At 48.8% G+C, this 16,487-nt stretch carries 15 protein-coding genes; 12 read left to right on the forward strand and 3 right to left on the reverse strand.

The genetic code is table 11. The annotated features are described in order from the left end of the window. Nucleotides 1–2 precede the first annotated feature (2 nt). From H8K32_RS18105 to H8K32_RS18160, 12 genes are all read left to right on the forward strand, one after another. Nucleotides 3–416 carry a YchJ family protein gene (locus tag H8K32_RS18105; RefSeq protein WP_246447465.1) on the forward strand — a complete coding sequence of 138 codons (414 nt, stop codon included), beginning with the start codon at nucleotides 3–5 and terminating at the stop codon, nucleotides 414–416. A 64-nt stretch (nucleotides 417–480) separates the two neighbouring features. Beyond that, nucleotides 481–2,088, forward strand: a complete 1,608-nt coding sequence (locus tag H8K32_RS18110; protein ID WP_186913969.1) for a carboxyl transferase domain-containing protein — start codon at nucleotides 481–483, stop codon at nucleotides 2,086–2,088. 62 nt (nucleotides 2,089–2,150) lie between these two features. Further along, nucleotides 2,151–3,029 carry an alpha/beta hydrolase family protein gene (locus H8K32_RS18115; protein ID WP_246447467.1) on the forward strand — a complete coding sequence of 293 codons (879 nt, stop codon included), beginning with the start codon at nucleotides 2,151–2,153 and terminating at the stop codon, nucleotides 3,027–3,029. Nucleotides 3,030–3,036: 7 nt separating this feature from the next. Next, the gene (locus tag H8K32_RS18120; RefSeq protein WP_186913970.1) at nucleotides 3,037–3,819 is read left to right on the forward strand and encodes an enoyl-CoA hydratase/isomerase family protein; all 783 of its coding nucleotides are present in this window, start codon (nucleotides 3,037–3,039) and stop codon (nucleotides 3,817–3,819) included. A 215-nt stretch (nucleotides 3,820–4,034) separates the two neighbouring features. Then, nucleotides 4,035–5,366 carry an adenosylmethionine--8-amino-7-oxononanoate transaminase gene (gene bioA, locus H8K32_RS18125; RefSeq protein ID WP_186913971.1) on the forward strand — a complete coding sequence of 444 codons (1,332 nt, stop codon included), beginning with the start codon at nucleotides 4,035–4,037 and terminating at the stop codon, nucleotides 5,364–5,366. Then, complete coding sequence (bioF, locus tag H8K32_RS18130) at nucleotides 5,363–6,616, forward strand: 8-amino-7-oxononanoate synthase (RefSeq protein ID WP_186913972.1); 1,254 nt, start codon at nucleotides 5,363–5,365, stop codon at nucleotides 6,614–6,616. Before bioA ends, bioF begins: the two co-directional genes overlap by 4 nt. Next, nucleotides 6,616–7,314, forward strand: a complete 699-nt coding sequence (gene bioD, locus H8K32_RS18135; protein WP_186913973.1) for a dethiobiotin synthase — start codon at nucleotides 6,616–6,618, stop codon at nucleotides 7,312–7,314. Before bioF ends, bioD begins: the two co-directional genes overlap by 1 nt. 33 nt (nucleotides 7,315–7,347) lie before the next feature. Further along, nucleotides 7,348–8,376 (forward strand): biotin synthase BioB, encoded by a 1,029-nt coding sequence (bioB, locus tag H8K32_RS18140; RefSeq protein WP_222613183.1) that lies wholly within the window; start codon nucleotides 7,348–7,350, stop codon nucleotides 8,374–8,376. Nucleotides 8,377–8,428: 52 nt separating this feature from the next. Then, a complete protein-coding gene (locus H8K32_RS18145) occupies nucleotides 8,429–10,423 on the forward strand; it encodes an acetyl/propionyl/methylcrotonyl-CoA carboxylase subunit alpha (protein WP_186913974.1) in 1,995 nt (664 codons plus the stop codon). A gap of 274 nt (nucleotides 10,424–10,697) precedes the next feature. After that, on the forward strand, nucleotides 10,698–11,441 hold the full coding sequence (locus tag H8K32_RS18150) for a pyridoxine 5'-phosphate synthase (RefSeq protein ID WP_186913975.1): 744 nt from the start codon (nucleotides 10,698–10,700) through the stop codon (nucleotides 11,439–11,441). An 8-nt stretch (nucleotides 11,442–11,449) separates the two neighbouring features. Beyond that, nucleotides 11,450–12,382: a 2-hydroxyacid dehydrogenase gene (locus H8K32_RS18155; RefSeq protein WP_186913976.1), complete on the forward strand. Its 933-nt coding sequence runs from the start codon at nucleotides 11,450–11,452 to the stop codon at nucleotides 12,380–12,382. Between the two features lie 2 nt (nucleotides 12,383–12,384). Further along, nucleotides 12,385–13,293 carry a hydroxymethylglutaryl-CoA lyase gene (locus tag H8K32_RS18160; RefSeq protein WP_186913977.1) on the forward strand — a complete coding sequence of 303 codons (909 nt, stop codon included), beginning with the start codon at nucleotides 12,385–12,387 and terminating at the stop codon, nucleotides 13,291–13,293. A 75-nt stretch (nucleotides 13,294–13,368) separates the two neighbouring features. Here the strand turns inward: H8K32_RS18160 and H8K32_RS18165 are convergent, their stop codons facing one another. From H8K32_RS18165 to egtD, 3 genes are read right to left on the reverse strand one after another with little or no spacing between them, the layout of a single operon-like run. Beyond that, complete coding sequence (locus H8K32_RS18165) at nucleotides 13,369–13,659, reverse strand: DUF427 domain-containing protein (RefSeq protein ID WP_186913978.1); 291 nt, start codon at nucleotides 13,657–13,659, stop codon at nucleotides 13,369–13,371. 29 nt (nucleotides 13,660–13,688) lie between these two features. Continuing rightward, on the reverse strand, nucleotides 13,689–14,903 hold the full coding sequence (gene egtB, locus H8K32_RS18170; protein ID WP_186913979.1) for an ergothioneine biosynthesis protein EgtB: 1,215 nt from the start codon (nucleotides 14,901–14,903) through the stop codon (nucleotides 13,689–13,691). A gap of 15 nt (nucleotides 14,904–14,918) precedes the next feature. Then, complete coding sequence (gene egtD, locus H8K32_RS18175; RefSeq protein ID WP_186913980.1) at nucleotides 14,919–15,884, reverse strand: L-histidine N(alpha)-methyltransferase; 966 nt, start codon at nucleotides 15,882–15,884, stop codon at nucleotides 14,919–14,921. Between the last annotated feature and the right edge of the window lie 603 nt (nucleotides 15,885–16,487).

The following is a 16,487-nucleotide window of genomic DNA, read 5'->3' on the forward strand; positions in this document are numbered from 1 at the left end:
GTATGAGTCGTAAAGACAGTAAAAACATGGTTGATAAAGCCCACAGTGATGCCTGTCCATGTGGTTCAGAGAAGCAGTTTGCAGATTGCTGCGGACTGTATTTGAGTGGCAGTGTCGTGGCACCAACCGCGGAAGCATTGATGCGGTCTCGTTATACCGCATACACCTTGAACGATGAAGCGTATTTGCGTGCCACCTGGGATGAAAGAACTTGCCCTCAGGACTGCATCACACACGATGATCCGACGAAATGGCTGGGGCTGGAAGTAAAGCAGCACACGCAAGATGGCGATGCGGCAACAGTAGAGTTTGTAGCAAGGTACAAGATTAACGGCAGGGCACATAAGTTGCATGAAGTCAGTCGCTTTGTCAGGTATGACGGCAAATGGTTTTACGTCAATGGGATCATTCATTAGACAGGCATAGTCAGACTGCTTTTTTGTTAGCAACACGAATAACAGATTTTTGGATAAATATACGATGACAACTTTAGATTCCAAATTGAATTCTCGCTCTGAGGATTTCAAAGCCAATGCTGCTGCGATGCAAGTCGTGGTCGACGACCTTAAGGCCAAAATAGAAAAAATCGCTTTGGGTGGTGGCGATGATGCACGTAAAAAGCACTTGGCGCGCGGGAAATTATTGCCACGTGATCGGGTGCAAATGTTATTGGATGCGGGTACGCCGTTTATGGAATTTTCGCAGCTCGCCGCCTACGATATGTACGACAACGCGGCACCGTCCGCTGGCGTGATTACCGGCATTGGTCGTGTGGCTGGTCAGGAATGCGTAATCGTCTGTAATGATGCCACCGTAAAGGGTGGCACCTACTATCCAATGACGGTCAAAAAGCATTTGCGCGCGCAAGAAATTGCGGAGCAAAATAATTTGCCATGTATTTATCTGGTTGATAGCGGTGGTGCTAACTTACCGAATCAGGATGACGTATTTCCGGATCGTGATCACTTTGGTCGTATTTTCTACAATCAGGCGAACATGTCCGCCAAAGGCATCCCGCAAATCGCCGTGGTCATGGGCTCTTGTACCGCTGGTGGCGCGTATGTACCTGCGATGAGCGATGAATCGATTATCGTCAAAAATCAGGGCACGATTTTCCTCGGTGGTCCACCATTGGTGAAAGCAGCGACCGGTGAAGTGGTCACTGCTGAAGACCTCGGCGGTGGCGATGTGCACACACGTTTGTCTGGCGTGGTTGATCATCTGGCACAAAACGATACGCACGCCTTGTCGCTGGCACGCACTATCGTCTCGAATCTGAACCGTCAAAAACCACAAACTGTGGTCATGAAAGACGTCGAAGAACCAAAATTTCCTGCCAGCGAATTGTATGGTGTGATTCCGGTGGATACGCGTAAACCTTTTGATGTGCGTGAAGTGATTGCACGTGTTGTAGATGGCAGTCATTTTGATGAATTCAAAGCACGTTATGGCACAACCTTAGTGTGTGGCTTTGCCCATATTTACGGCATGCCTGTCGGCATCATTGCCAATAACGGCATTCTGTTTTCAGAGTCTGCATTAAAAGGCGCGCACTTTATTGAGCTGTGCTGCCAACGCAAAATCCCGCTGGTCTTTTTGCAAAACATCACCGGTTTTATGGTGGGACGAAAATACGAAAACGAAGGCATCGCCCGCAATGGCGCCAAGATGGTGACCGCTGTTGCCACCGCGAATGTACCGAAATTTACCGTGATCATCGGCGGTAGTTTTGGTGCTGGTAACTACGGCATGTGCGGTCGCGCTTATTCTCCGCGTTTTATGTGGATGTGGCCAAATGCGCGTATCTCCGTGATGGGTGGCGAGCAAGCCGCAAGTGTATTGGCGACAGTTAAACGTGATGGTATTGAAGGCAAAGGCGGTACCTGGAGTGCTGAAGAAGAAGCCGCGTTCAAACAACCGATCAAAGATCAATACGAACATCAAGGTCATCCATACTACGCCTCCGCCCGCTTGTGGGATGACGGTGTGATTGATCCGGCGGATACGCGTATGGTCCTTGGGCTTGGCTTGTCGGCGGCATTGAATGCGCCGATTCCCGATGTAAAGTTTGGTGTGTTCCGGATGTAATGATGACGATGCGGCTTTCAATCAGATATGTTTTTTTTACCGCTATTGGTGTGGCGCTGGCAATGTCTTCTTCCGCCATGGCACAAGAGTCGAATACCAACGCGACGGCGCCAATAGTGATGGCGGCTGACTTATTTGAATCTGTGGTGAATATTGATGTTTCGGTGAAAGACCTGTTGGGACGTCAAGTGACAGGGAAGGTCGTCCTTACGCAGTTTAAACCGAATGGTGATGGACCTTTTCCAATCATGATTTTAAATCATGGGCGTAGTGGAACTAATCGCGATCAGCCAGCGCGATTTCGCTATACCGCACAAGCAAGATATTTCGTAAAGCGTGGTTTTGCTGTATTTGTGCCCACGCGCATTGGTTATGGTGAGTTGGGTACAACGCCTGATCCGGAAGATAGTGGTTCTTGCCGGAATAAAAATTATGCCCCGTCAGCAGAGGCTGCATCAACTGAAGTTATTGCTGTACTCGATTATGCAAAGCAACTGCCCTATATCGATCCTAAAAAAGTGTTGATTGTAGGGCAGTCGGTCGGCGGCTATACGACGGTTGCAACTGCCGCTAAGAATCCGCCTGGTGTACTTGCGGCGATTAATTTTGCTGGCGGCGCAGGCGGAGATCCTGACACACATCCGGGTGAGCCTTGCGAGGCTTATAAGTTAGAACAAATGTACGCAAAATTTGGTACTGCCAGCAAAGTGCCTATGCTCTGGGTGTACACCGAGAACGATTTGTTTTTTGCACCGAAATATAGCCAGGCCTGGTTTAATGCTTTTACCAAAGCGGGCGGCACCGCTGAATTTCACCTGATGCCAGCATTTGAAAAAAACGGTCACAGCTTGTTTGCGAAAGGCATCAAGCTCTGGACGCCTTTAGTTGACCGTTTTCTGGATGAACACGGCTTTGATGCCAACAATAAAAAAACGCAATGAGGAAAACATGTTTCACACTCTGAATCTGACGATGGAAGCACAGATGGCGACGGTAACGCTAAACCGTCCCGATGTCCGCAACGCGTTTAATGAAACCACGATCGCAGAAATTACGCAGGTGTTTCAGCAACTCGACGCCGATACATCGGTACGCGCCGTTGTGCTGGCAGCGAACGGTCCAGCATTTTGCGCCGGTGCAGATTTGAACTGGATGAAAAAGATGGCCGACTATACGCATGCCGAAAATCTGGCTGATGCAGGTCAGTTGGCAGCAATGCTGGCAGCGATCTATCGTTGTAGCAAACCAGTCGTTGCTAAAGTACAGGGCGATTGCTATGCCGGTGGTATGGGCTTGGTGGCTGCTTGCGATATCGCGATTAGTGTTGATACTGCAAATTATTGTCTGAGTGAAGTCAAATTGGGTTTAATTCCAGCGACCATTTCACCGTATGTGATTAAAGCCATGGGTGAAAGTGCGGCGCGTCGTTATTTCATTACCGCTGAACGTTTTGCCGCCAGCGAAGCACAGCGTATCGGATTTGTGCATGAAGTTGTGAATGCAGAAGCACTCGATAGCAAAGTCGCAGAGATCGTCAAAGCGTTGGTGTCAAATAGCCCGAATGCCGTAAAGCAAGCCAAAAAATTGGTGCAAGATGTCGCTAGCCGCGAAATCACACCGGGCTTGGTCGCCGCGACAGTGGAAGGGATTGCCCAGATTCGCGCATCGGAAGAGGGGCGAGAAGGCGTACGCTCGTTTCTAGAGAAGCGCAAACCATCGTGGTTGCTTTAAAGTAAAGATAAATAAAGATAAATAAGGATCGGTGGAAATAAGAGAAAACCCTTATTTAACCAAGCAATTAGCCATGAAAACGGATGCTGCCGGAAAAGTCGCATAAAATACGCGTCTTCTTTAACCAGACCTGCGGTACTGAATGTTGTTGATTTGTTGTTGATTGGTTGTCAATTTATACATTGAACGGGTCTGTCTTGTAGTCTGGAGTCATTTTGGAAACACAAAATAACTGGGTCACACGTAGCTTGCAGCATGTTTGGCATCCGTGTACCCAGATGCAGCATCATGAAACCGTGCCGTTGATTCCGGTCAGCCATGGACGCGGGATCTGGCTGTACGACATGGATGGCAAACGCTACCTCGATGCGATCAGCTCGTGGTGGGTGAATCTGTTTGGTCACGCTAATCCGCGGATTAATGCAGCACTCAAAGATCAGTTGGATAAGTTGGAACATGCAATGCTGGCAGGGTTCACCCATGCACCAGTGATTGAATTGTCTGAAAAATTATCGGCTCTGACGGGACATGCCTTAGGGCATAGCTTTTACGCATCGGATGGTGCCTCGGCAGTCGAAATTGCATTGAAGATGAGTTTTCATGCATGGCGCAATGGTGGTCAGACTGAGAAACAAGAATTTATCTGCATCCAAGGTAGCTATCATGGTGAAACCGTTGGTGCTTTGGCAGTCACCGATGTGAGTCTGTTCCGCGAAGCCTATGGTCCTATGTTGCAGCGTGCGCACGTGGTGGCGTCGCCCGATGCTCGCTTAGCGCAGGACGGCGAAACCGCGGCAGATGTTGCATTGCGCGCCGCTGCGGATTTAGAGCGCGTCTTACAGCAACGTCAGGGCAAAGTGGCGGCGGTAATTATTGAACCACTGGTGCAATGTGCAACGGGCATGGCGATGCATGATCCCATTTATTTGCGGCGCTTGCGTGAATTGTGCGATCAGTATCAGGTGCATTTGATCGCTGACGAAATTGCGGTGGGTTGCGGTCGTACAGGTACTTTTTTTGCATGTGAATCAGCGCAAATATGGCCAGACTTTTTGTGTCTGTCTAAAGGGATCAGCGGTGGTTATTTGCCTTTGAGTTTAGTGATGACGACAGACGCGGTATATCAGGCTTTTTATGATGCAGATGTGCGTCGTGGCTTTTTGCATTCACATTCCTACACTGGTAATCCTTTGGCTTGCCGCGCAGCACTCGCAACACTGGCGATTTTTGAAGAGGAGAATGTGATCGCGGCGAATCGTCAGAAATCACAAATGATTGCCTCCGCATTCGCTGGTCTGAAAGGCGATGTACGCGTTAAGCATGTGCGTCAGCAAGGCATGATCTTCGCGTTTGATGCAGTGGTCGATGACGCGGAGCGCGCAAGTACTTTTTCGCGGCGTTTTTTCAGCGCCGCTTTGCAACAAGAATTATTAATGCGTCCGATAGGTCGCAGTGTTTATCTGATGCCGCCGTATATCCTTAGCGAAGAGGAAATTACTCTGCTGGCACAGAAAACGATGAACGTATTTGAAGAGGTAATGGCATGAGTGGCAACCGTAGTAACCTGCATGTAGCAGCGGCCAGAACGCCTTTGTTGCAGTCTTTGCAGGACGAATTAGCAGAATTAGAACAGCAACATCTGATCCGCCGTCGTCGTACTGTGGATAGTGCGCAGGGCGCGACCTTGCAAGCCGAAGGCAAAGAATTACTGGCGTTTTGTAGTAATGATTATCTGGGTCTGGCGACGCACCCGCTGGTGGTACAAGCTTTGCAAAAAGGCGCGAGTTTGTACGGCGCAGGCAGCGGTGCTTCACATTTGATCAGCGGTCATAGCCGCGCGCATATGGCATTGGAAGAACGCCTGGCCGAGTTTATGTCACCCAATGTCGAACAAGCGCGTGCCTTGTATTTCTGTACAGGTTACATGGCAAACCAAGCCATCATTACTGCCCTCGCTGGAAAAGATGCGGCAGTTTTTTCAGAAGAGTTAAATCATGCGTCGCTGATTGATGGCGTACGTTTGTCGCGTGCAGCGACCAAAGTTTTTCCGCATAAAGATTATGCGGCGTTGGAGCAAATGCTCAAAGCATGTACCGCGCAAAAGCGCGTCGTCGTTACTGATAGCGTATTTAGCATGGATGGCAATATTGCTGACCTGCCGCCTTTGCTGGCGCTGTGTGAGCAATATGATGCGTGGCTGATCGTGGATGATGCACATGGCTTTGGCGTATTAGGTGAAAATGGTCGTGGTGTTTTAGAACATTTCAATCTGAAGTCACCCAATCTGGTCTACATGGGCACGCTCGGCAAAGCCGCAGGTGTTGGTGGTGCCTTCGTTGCGGCGCATGAAACAGTGATTGAATGGCTGATTCAAAAAGCCCGTACTTATATCTATACGACGGCGGCAGCACCAGCATTGGCACATGCGTTGTTGACGAGTGTTGACATTATTTCTGGCGCTGAAGGCAATGAACGTCGTGCGCATCTGAACAAACTGATTGCCATGTTTAGCCATGGTCTGAACCTGCAACTCTGGCAATTGATGCCTTCCATCACCGCGGTACAGCCGGTTGTCATTGGTGATAACGCGGCGATGTTAAATATTGCCGGTAACTTGATGGATCACGGCTATTGGGTCGGTGCGATACGCCCACCTACCGTACCAGTTGGTACCGCACGTCTGCGCGTGACCTTGTCCGCCGCGCACACAGAATTGCAAGTGCACCAATTGGCGCAAGCGATCAATCGTCTTGATCAAATGAGCTATGTCGCACAATGTTTTGCTGAGGTTGCCTGATGAGTAATAAGCGTCCTTACGATTTTTTTGTGACGGGTACGGATACCGAGATCGGTAAAACGTTCAGCAGCAGTGCCTTGTTGCAAGCACTCGCTCAACGCGGCACAAGCAGCGTCGGTATGAAACCCATCGCGTCGGGTGCAGAATTGCGCGACGGCGTTTGGCATAACGAAGATGTGGATAGCCTGATTGCGGCTTCCAGCGTAAAGACCGATACCGCTTTGGTGTGCCCGTATCTGATGCAGACCCCGGCCGCACCGCATATCGTGGCAAAACAAGAAAATGTCGATATCTCTTTGCCGCATATACTGGCGAGTTATCAACAACTGACACACGCCGCAGAGGCAGTAATCGTCGAAGGCGTGGGTGGATTTTGCGTGCCACTGAACGACACCGTCGATACCGCAGATCTGGCGCAACAATTAGATTTGCCCGTGATTTTGGTGGTTGGTCTGCGACTCGGTTGTATCAACCATGCGCTGCTGACAGCACAAGCGATCCGCGCCCGTGGCTTACGTCTGGCCGCATGGATTGCGAATACCGTTGATCAAGATATGTTGTATCTGGCAGAGAACATCGCTGCAATACAGCAGCGAATAGGTGCTCCTTTGTTAGGTCAGATTCCACGGCTGTCAGGTAATCCGACAGACAATATGAAGACCGCAGCGACATATCTTAATCTGAATATCCTGAAATAATTGAGTAGTAAACTTTGAAGTGAAGGAAGACAAATGCAAGCGAATGACATCCCGCAACAAGCCGTACAGTTTCAGGCACCAGTAAAAAAGATTGAAGCAGAAACCTGGCCGGTTGACGATGTGCTGGCACTGTTCGATCTGCCATTTAACGATCTGATGTTCAAGGCACAAAGTGCCCATCGCGCTAACTTTCCTGATGGTGATGTGGAATTGGCGACTTTGTTGTCGATCAAAACTGGCGGCTGCGAAGAAGACTGCGGCTACTGCCCACAAGCGGCACGCTATGACACCGGTGTCGAAGCCAAAAAAATGCTGGATGTGCGTGAAGTCTTAGATGCCGCGAAAGCTGCCCGTGAAAATGGTGCCACCCGTTTCTGCATGGGTGCAGCATGGCGCTCACCAAAAGACCGCGATATGGAAAAAGTCGAAACCATGGTGCGCGAAGTCAAAGCCATGGGCTTAGAAACTTGCGCCACTTTGGGTATGCTCAAAGAAGAACAAGCACAACGCCTGGCTGATGCGGGCCTCGATTATTACAACCACAATCTCGATACCGCGCCTGAGTTTTACAGCAACGTAATTTCTACCCGTGATTATCAGGATCGTCTCGATACCTTGGGTCACGTGCGTAATGCTGGCCTCAAAGTATGCTGCGGCGGTATCGTCGGCATGGGTGAATCTCGCCGTCAACGCGCAGGCTTAATCGCGCAATTGGCAAACTTAAATCCTTACCCAGAATCAGTGCCCGTCAATCATTTGGTACAAGTTGAAGGCACGCCTTTGCACGGTCTGGACCCGCTTGATCCACTCGAATTTGTACGCACCATTGCGGTCGCTCGCATCACCATGCCAAAAGCTCGGGTGCGTTTATCTGCAGGCCGCCGTCAAATGGGTGAAGCAGTACAAGCGATGTGTTTCCTGGCTGGCGCGAATTCGATTTTCTACGGCGACAAGCTGCTGACGACACAAAACCCGGAAGCACAAGATGACCGCGTTTTGTTAGAAAAACTCGGTTTGAAGACTCGCGGCAAAGTAGAAGCCAAAGCGGGTAGCTGCAGCTAACGATTAAGCAAAAAATTCATTTATTTAAAAAATTAACCAAGAGCGAAGAGACATGTTCACCAAAATCCTGATCGCCAATCGTGGCGAAATCGCATGCCGCGTTGCTGCGACTGCACGTCGCATGGGTATCAAAACTGTCGCAGTGTATTCGGAAGCGGATGCCAATGCGAAGCACGTGGCGGTCTGTGATGAGGCTGTGTTGATTGGACCAGCGGCAGCGAAAGAAAGCTATTTGCGCGCTGATAAGATTATCGAAGTGGCGTTGGCAACGGGCGCACAGGCGATTCACCCTGGTTATGGTTTTTTATCTGAGAATAGTGAATTTGCTGAAGCGTGCGCCAAGAACGGCATCGCCTTTATCGGCCCACCAGCATCCGCCATCGAAGCGATGGGTAGCAAATCCGCCGCGAAGTCTTTAATGGAAAAAGCCAATGTGCCATTGGTTCCTGGCTATCACGGCGACAATCAGGATGCTGATTTTTTACACGGTGAAGCTGATCGTATCGGTTATCCGGTGCTGTTGAAAGCGAGTGCTGGTGGTGGTGGCAAAGGCATGCGCGTGATTGAAAAATCCGCTGACTTTAAAGATGCGCTGGCCTCCTGCAAGCGCGAGGCGATTAATTCATTTGGCGACGATAAAGTACTGGCAGAAAAATATCTGCAGCGCCCTCGTCACATCGAAATTCAGGTGTTTGCCGATACACAGGGCAATTGCGTTTATTTGTTTGAACGTGATTGCTCGGTGCAACGTCGTCATCAAAAAGTATTAGAAGAAGCCCCTGCTCCGGGGATGACTACTGAGCGCCGCGCTGCGATGGGTGAAGCGGCAGTCGCTGCGGCAAAAGCAGTCGGCTATGTGGGTGCTGGTACGGTTGAGTTTATCGCCAACCAAGATGGTTCGTTCTATTTCATGGAAATGAACACCCGTTTGCAAGTAGAGCATCCGGTGACAGAAATGATCACTGGTACCGATCTGGTTGAATGGCAATTGCGTGTTGCTGCTGGTGAAAAACTGCCTTTGCAACAATCTGAATTGCGTATTCATGGCCATGCCATTGAAGCGCGTGTATATGCTGAAAATCCAGAAAAAGGATTCTTGCCTTCGATCGGTACTTTGCGTCACGCACGTACACCTGCTGCTGTGAATTTTGAGCTCGGTGGCAACGGCGATCCGGCAGCTTTCCGCATCGATAGTGGCGTTCGTGAGGGCGATACAATTTCGCCATTCTACGATCCTATGATTGCGAAAATGATTGTCTGGGGTAAAGACCGTCAGGAAGCTTTAGCCCGCATGGCGCAGGCTTTATCGCAATATCAAATCGTTGGTTTGAATTCAAACATCGCGTTTTTGTCCCGTTTGATCAAGAGTACGGCATTCTCTACCGCTGATTTGGATACGGGTCTGATTGAACGTAATCAGGATGAATTATTCCCTGTGGTGAAACCAGCCAGCATGCATCGAATGGCATTGGCGGTGGCTGCTTTGTTGACGTCTGAAAAAACCGGTGGTAGCGATCCGTGGCAAAGCAGCCACGGCTGGCGCATGAATAGCCATATGCAGCGCGGTTTGCAATTTATTGAAGAAACAACGACACATGATGTGACGGTCACTTATCTTGCGGATGGCTGGAAGATCAGCAGCGTCGATGTTGTCGCTCAGGTTAAACTGGTTTCAACATCTGGACATGATTTTGTGTTGGCGATCGATGATCAAACCGTCACTGGAACAGTAGTTCGTGATGGCGAACATTTCCATGTCTTTAATCAAGATGTGCATACCGATTTGCATTACCTCGATGCGCTCGCACACGCTGGCGAAAGCGAAGCGGAAGGTGGCCGTTTGACCGCACCCATGCCCGGTAAAATCGTTGCCGTGTTGGTGAACAAATCGCAAGAAGTCAAAAAAGGCGATGCCTTATTGATTATGGAAGCGATGAAGATGGAACACACAATTTCTGCACCACACGATGGTGTGATTGATGAAGTGTTGTATGCGGTAGGCGATCAGGTGACAGAAGGCGCGCAGTTATTAGCGTTTGCGCAGTAAGTTGTAGATTTTCTCCCCCGCTACCGTTTGCCGTAGCGGGGAGTAGTTTGCTGAATTTGCAAATCCGATTTGCGAGCGCAACAGAGAACGGTTTTGCGCTTTTGGGCCAATCAAAGGCACAGCGAGAGAGCAGCAGTGTCAGAAGCGAGTTATCACGCATTGCAAACCAAAAGCATACAATAAGGCTATAAATAAGGCTATAAATAAGGCTATAAATAAGGCTATTGCCTACTTGCCACAATGCGCCGTACACATGGTGCTATAAGGAATCGACATGACCTTACTCTCTATTAATATCAACAAAATCGCTTTGCTGCGTAATTCGCGCGGCCGCAATTATCCGGATGTCGACGCGTTTGCGGCACGTTTCCTGGATCTTGGTGCTGCGGGGATTACGTTGCACCCACGTCAGGATCAACGTCATGCACGTTATTCGGATGTTGAAAGTCTCGGCGCTTTATGCAAACAACGCGGTGCAGAGTTGAATGTAGAAGGCTATCCGGCACGCGAATTTATCGAAGTGGTGAAGCTTCACCGTCCGGCACAATGTACTTTAGTACCCGATGCGCCAGATCAGCTGACTTCAGATCATGGTTGGGATTTTAAAAAAGATGGCGAGATGCTACGCAGCGTCATTGCCGAGCTGAAAGCCTTAAACATACGCACCAGTTTATTTGTTGATTTTGATAATCCTGACATTCCAGTCGCTAAGGAGCTTGGTGCTGATCGTGTTGAACTGTACACCGAACCATATGCGGAATTTGTAGGCACAAAATTAGGCGAAGAAATTTTTAAAGGCTTTGCGGTGGCCGCGAAGCTCGCGCAGCAATCCGGATTGGGTGTCAATGCCGGACATGATTTAAATCTGAACAATCTCGGTAAATTTTTGCAGATACCAGGTATTTTAGAAGTGTCGATTGGTCACGCCGTGATTGTTGAAAGTCTGGAAATGGGTATAGACAGTGTCGTTAAACAATACATGGACATTATTCGTCAAACCCAGTTGGTGAATCAATAATTTGAGTTATGGCCAGCATCCTTTTTTATACCAATAGCCAGCACGAACAGGAATGGCTGCGCACGTTACATAGTGCCTTACCTCAGCATGCAATCCGTACCTGGACGCCGGGTGATAATGCCCCGGCCGATTATGCGATTGTATGGAAACCACCCGCAGAGATGCTTGTGGGGCGCAGTAGTTTAAAGGCGATCTTTATCCTCGGCGCTGGCGCTGATGCTATTTTGCAATTGGGATCTGCGTTGCCAACGGGCGTACCTATCGTGCGCCTCGATGACGCCGGTATGGGGGTGCAAATGGCGGAATATGTTTGCCATGCTGTTTTGCGCTATTTCCGTCGTTTTGACCAGTACGACGCACAGCGTGATCAGCAGCAATGGAATTTCTTAATGCCGTTTGAGAAAAACGAATTCAGTGTGGGTGTTCTCGGTCTTGGCGTGTTGGGACAGCGTATTGTCGATGCCGTGAAGCAGTTTGAGTTTCCTGTGCTTGGCTGGAGTCGCAACCCCAAACACATCGACGGTGTCACTTGCTACGCAGGTTCTGATGGCTTGGACGCCTTCTTGCGTGCCAGTCGGGTAGTTGTGTGTATTTTGCCGCTGACCAATGAAACGAGCGGGCTTTTGAATCAGGCTAACCTGCAAAAACTCCCACAGGGTGCTTACCTGGTCAACGTCGCACGTGGCGCCCATGTGAACGAAGATGATTTGCTGGCTTTGGTGCAAAGTGGGCATATTGCTGGTGCGACGCTGGATGTGTTTCGGCAAGAGCCTTTGCCAGTTGAACACCCATTCTGGCGTGAACCAAGGATACAGATCACGCCGCATATGGCAGCAATGAGTCTATTTAAAGAAAGTATTGCGCAAATTGCAGAAAAAATTCAGGCACTTGAACACGGCTTGGCAATTCGCGGAATCGTCGATCCAACGAAAGGATATTAATGATGTCGCTACCACAACAAGTCAAAATCGTCGAAGTCGGGCCACGTGATGGTTTGCAAAACGAAAAAGAAAGTATTCCTGCGGATGTCAAAATCGCGCTGGTGGATCAACTAACCGCGGCAGGTTTTCAAAATATCGAAGCAGCCTCTTTCGTCTCCCCCAAATGGGTGCCGCAAATGGCAACGTCAGCCGAAGTGATGGCGGGCATCCATCGTAAAGCGGGCGTGATTTATTCTGTATTGACGCCGAATATGAAAGGCTTTGAAGCGGCGTTAGCGGCGGGTGCGGATGAAGTGGTGATTTTTAGCTCGGCATCTGAAGCGTTCGCGCAAAAGAATATCAATTGCTCGATAGAAGAATCGATAGAACGTTTCCGCGATGTCGCAGCGGCAGCCAAACAAAACAAAATACGCCTTCGCGGCAGCATCAGTTGTGCCTTTGGTTGCCCGTATCAAGGCGATGTGCCCGTCAGCAGTGTGACTGATGTAGTGCGTCGTATGCGCGATCTGGGTTGCGATGAAATTGATATTGCCGACACGATCGGTGTAGGAACCGCACGTCAGGTGCAAAATGTGATGCAGAGCGCAGCCAAAGAATTTGCCATCACAGGATTATCCGGTCACTTTCATGATACGTATGGTCAGGCATTGGCGAATATTTACGCGAGTCTGGAAGTTGGGATTTCGATTTTTCATTCCAGCGTGGCGGGTCTGGGTGGCTGCCCGTATGCTAAAGGCGCGACTGGTAACGTCGCTACCGAAGACGTGTTATTCCTGATGCAAGGTCTTGGCATCCATACTGGTATCGATTTGAATGCGGTAGTTGATGCAGGGCAGTTTATTTCTCAGCACCTCGGTCGCAAAGCCGTGAGTCGCGCTGGTAATGCATTGGCTGCAAAGCGCGCGGGTTAGGGTTCTATAAAAAATTACATGGAAAACATGGTGGTTTTGCTGTCGCCGCCATGTTTTCTATTTTCAAGTACGAACCTACGCGACGATTTGCACGCCACGCCAGAATGCAATATAGCCAGTAATCTTTTTTGCGGCATCTTTGGGCTGTAGATACGTCCAACCCGCATTGGCATTGGTTTGCTCATCCGCCACGATATCAAAATAATTCGCTGTACCCTTCCAGTGACATACCGTCTGTTTGTCACTGTGCTTCAAATAATTTTGATCGACGTTTTGTGGAGGGAAGTACACATTTCCTTCCAATACGATAACTTCATTCTCAGAGGCTTCGGCAATGATTTTGTTGTTCCAGATTGCGGTCGGCATGGCTTACTCCTTTCTTTGTCAGTGGGTGGTTAATCGTCGGTATCGGATATTGAGCGTGCTAAGCGTATGCCTGTTCTTTGCCAACGCGCATGGCTAGGGAAGAAATTTCTGTAAGTGAGTCTGCTATGGTGCGGCGGCGTGAAGCTCGATGAACCACGCAATACATACTGATTCACCATAAATTTGCCGTTATATTCACCGATCGCACCGGCAGGAATTTCAAATCCCGGGTAAGGCGCGTAACTGCTGCTGGTCCATTGCCAGCAACTATCAAATAGCTGGTGCAGATTGTCGTCTTTTTGTGCTGCACATTCCCACTCCGCTTCTGTTGGCAAGCGTGCACCGGCCCAACTCGCATATGCAGCCGCTTCAAAATAAGAGAGATGACTGACGCTTTCATGCATATCTAAGGGCTGCAATCCGTTCAGGCTGAATTCCTGCCAATGCGCGTCGGAGTGCCAGTATAGTGGATGACGGATTTGATTCTGACGTAACCAATCCCAGCCCTCGGCCAACCACCAGCTTGGGTTTTGGTAACCACCATCCTGAATAAAGAGTAGATACTCCCCATTGTTGATGAGACGTGATGTCAGCGAAAAGGGCTCTACAAATTGCCGATGGCGTGGCTTTTCATTATCAAAGCAAAAATCAGATCCTTCATGGCCAATTTCTAGTAAATGCGCATCGAATCGATGCCACTCTAGGGGCGTATTGCTGATGCAATGATCGCTGACATCTGCTTGTTCAGCGTGAGGGTGTTCACTCAGTAGTGCAGGATATAAAGGATTGCATGACAGCAGGTGCTTGATATCTGTCAGCATCAATTCCTGATGCTGTTGTTCATGCTGTATTCCTAGTTCTATGCGCTCTGAGAGTTTTTCTGATTTGAGCGTGGTAAGCAAATGTTGCACGCGCAGATCAGTAGCGTGGCGGTATTCTAAAATCTCGGCCAGCGCTGGCCTGCTCAGCAAACCACGTTGTGCGCGTGGATGCTTTTCACCCACGCCGTTGTAATACGAGTTAAACAGTACCTTGAACTGTGGATGGAATGGGATGAAGTCTGTATCGAATGCTTCCAGCACAAAGGTTTCAAAAAACCAGGTTGTATGTGCCAGATGCCATTTCAATGGGCTTGCGTCTGGCATCGATTGCACGCAGGCATCTTCAGCACTGACCAGCGCAGCGATGTTCAGTGTATGCTGTCTGGTTTGCTTCCAACGCTCTGCTAAGGTAGTTGTCCGCATGATCTGATCCTCAATTTACAAAGCTTTGGCGTAAACCACCGCAAACCAGTTATTGCTATCCGTCCAGTATTGTGCGTGCCCAAAACCTGCCGAGTCGAGCAGGGCTAAGAATTTATCCAAGCTGTATTTATAGCTATTTTCAGTATGAATTTTTTCGCCTGGCAAGAAATGTCTGTGCATATTCTTCCACGTGACTGTTTGTGCAGTCCGCGCTTCTAAATGCATCTCTATGCGTGAATGACTTGTATTAAATAGAGCGTGGTGACGCCATTGCTGTACGTCAAAATTGCTGCCGAGTATTTGGTTGATGTGACGTAATACATTCAGATTGAAGGCAGCGGTAACGCCTAATGCATCGTCATAAGCCTGATGCAAGGTATCATGATCCTTTATCAGATCGATACCGATCAACAGTCCACCATCAGCATCGCATTCAGAACGTAAGTGCCGCAAAAAAGCATGTGCGTGACTCGGTTCAAAATTTCCTATCGATGAGCCGGGATAGAAAAATAGCCGTTTGTCGCTGCGGATCTCATCTGGCAGTGTCCATGGCTTCGAAAAATCCAGTCCCAAAGCTGTCATTTCTATATAAGGGAAGCGCTGTTGCAAACGTTGCACCGCGTCTTCCAGATACTTAATGGAGATATCGATAGGAACATATTGATTTGGATGCAATAACGGAAACAGTCGTGCCGCTTTACGACAATTTCCTGCACCGAGATCAATCAGCGTGCTGTGCGGTCCTATTGCATGGGCTATGTCGCTCATGTATTGAGTGAAGATGCTGGCCTCAGTGCGGGTTGGATAATATTCTGGTAGCTCGCAAATAGCATCGAATAGTACTGAGCCCACTGCATCATATAAGTACTTAGGGGACGTATGTGCGGCATCAGACAATAAGCCGATTTCTAGTTCGTGTTGAGAGGGATGCGGCAAAGCGATCACTTCCGCTTCGTTGTTACCAGTAAATGCAAGAGACATATACCACCCTTTTTGAGAGGAAACATCAACAGCAATGGGGACAAGTTGAGTGACAAATCAGCAAATCAGTAGATATTTAAAGCAGAATTGATAATTTGTTTATGCGCCCATGGTATATCGATTTAATGACCAGCGTTTGACTTCCTCGCGAACAAAGGCAGACGTATTTCAACGAATGGATATTTGTCTTCACAAGCGCTTCATCATTAATCTAAATTATTTTCAATTTTCCTTGCAATAGGCCAGTTAACTTTGCTATAGTTCGCCTCCCGCTAAAACGGGAGGCAAGAAGAAAGCAGCGGCCAGCAACTCCGGCGGTTTGATTTGATGAGATTGACGCGAAAGCGACAACATCTGCATAAGATGCATCGAAACGAACAGCAAAAGCAATCAGGAGTTGACAGGGTAAATAAAGTGCTGCATAATCTCGCTTCTCTGCTGCAAACGAACACAACGCTTCGTTGCTAAATCAAGTAAAAAATACTTCGGTTTGAGCGGAAAAGAATTTAAACCATTCGGTTCTTTAACAATTAACAGTCAATAAATGTGAGCACTTGATGAAAGCGCACCGATTAGTTTCTAACTGATCGGAATGCTTAAAAA

Origin of the sequence: Cognatundibacterium jejuense (genome assembly GCF_014284255.1) — a bacterium.
GTDB lineage: Bacteria > Pseudomonadota > Gammaproteobacteria > Burkholderiales > Burkholderiaceae_D > Undibacterium > Undibacterium jejuense.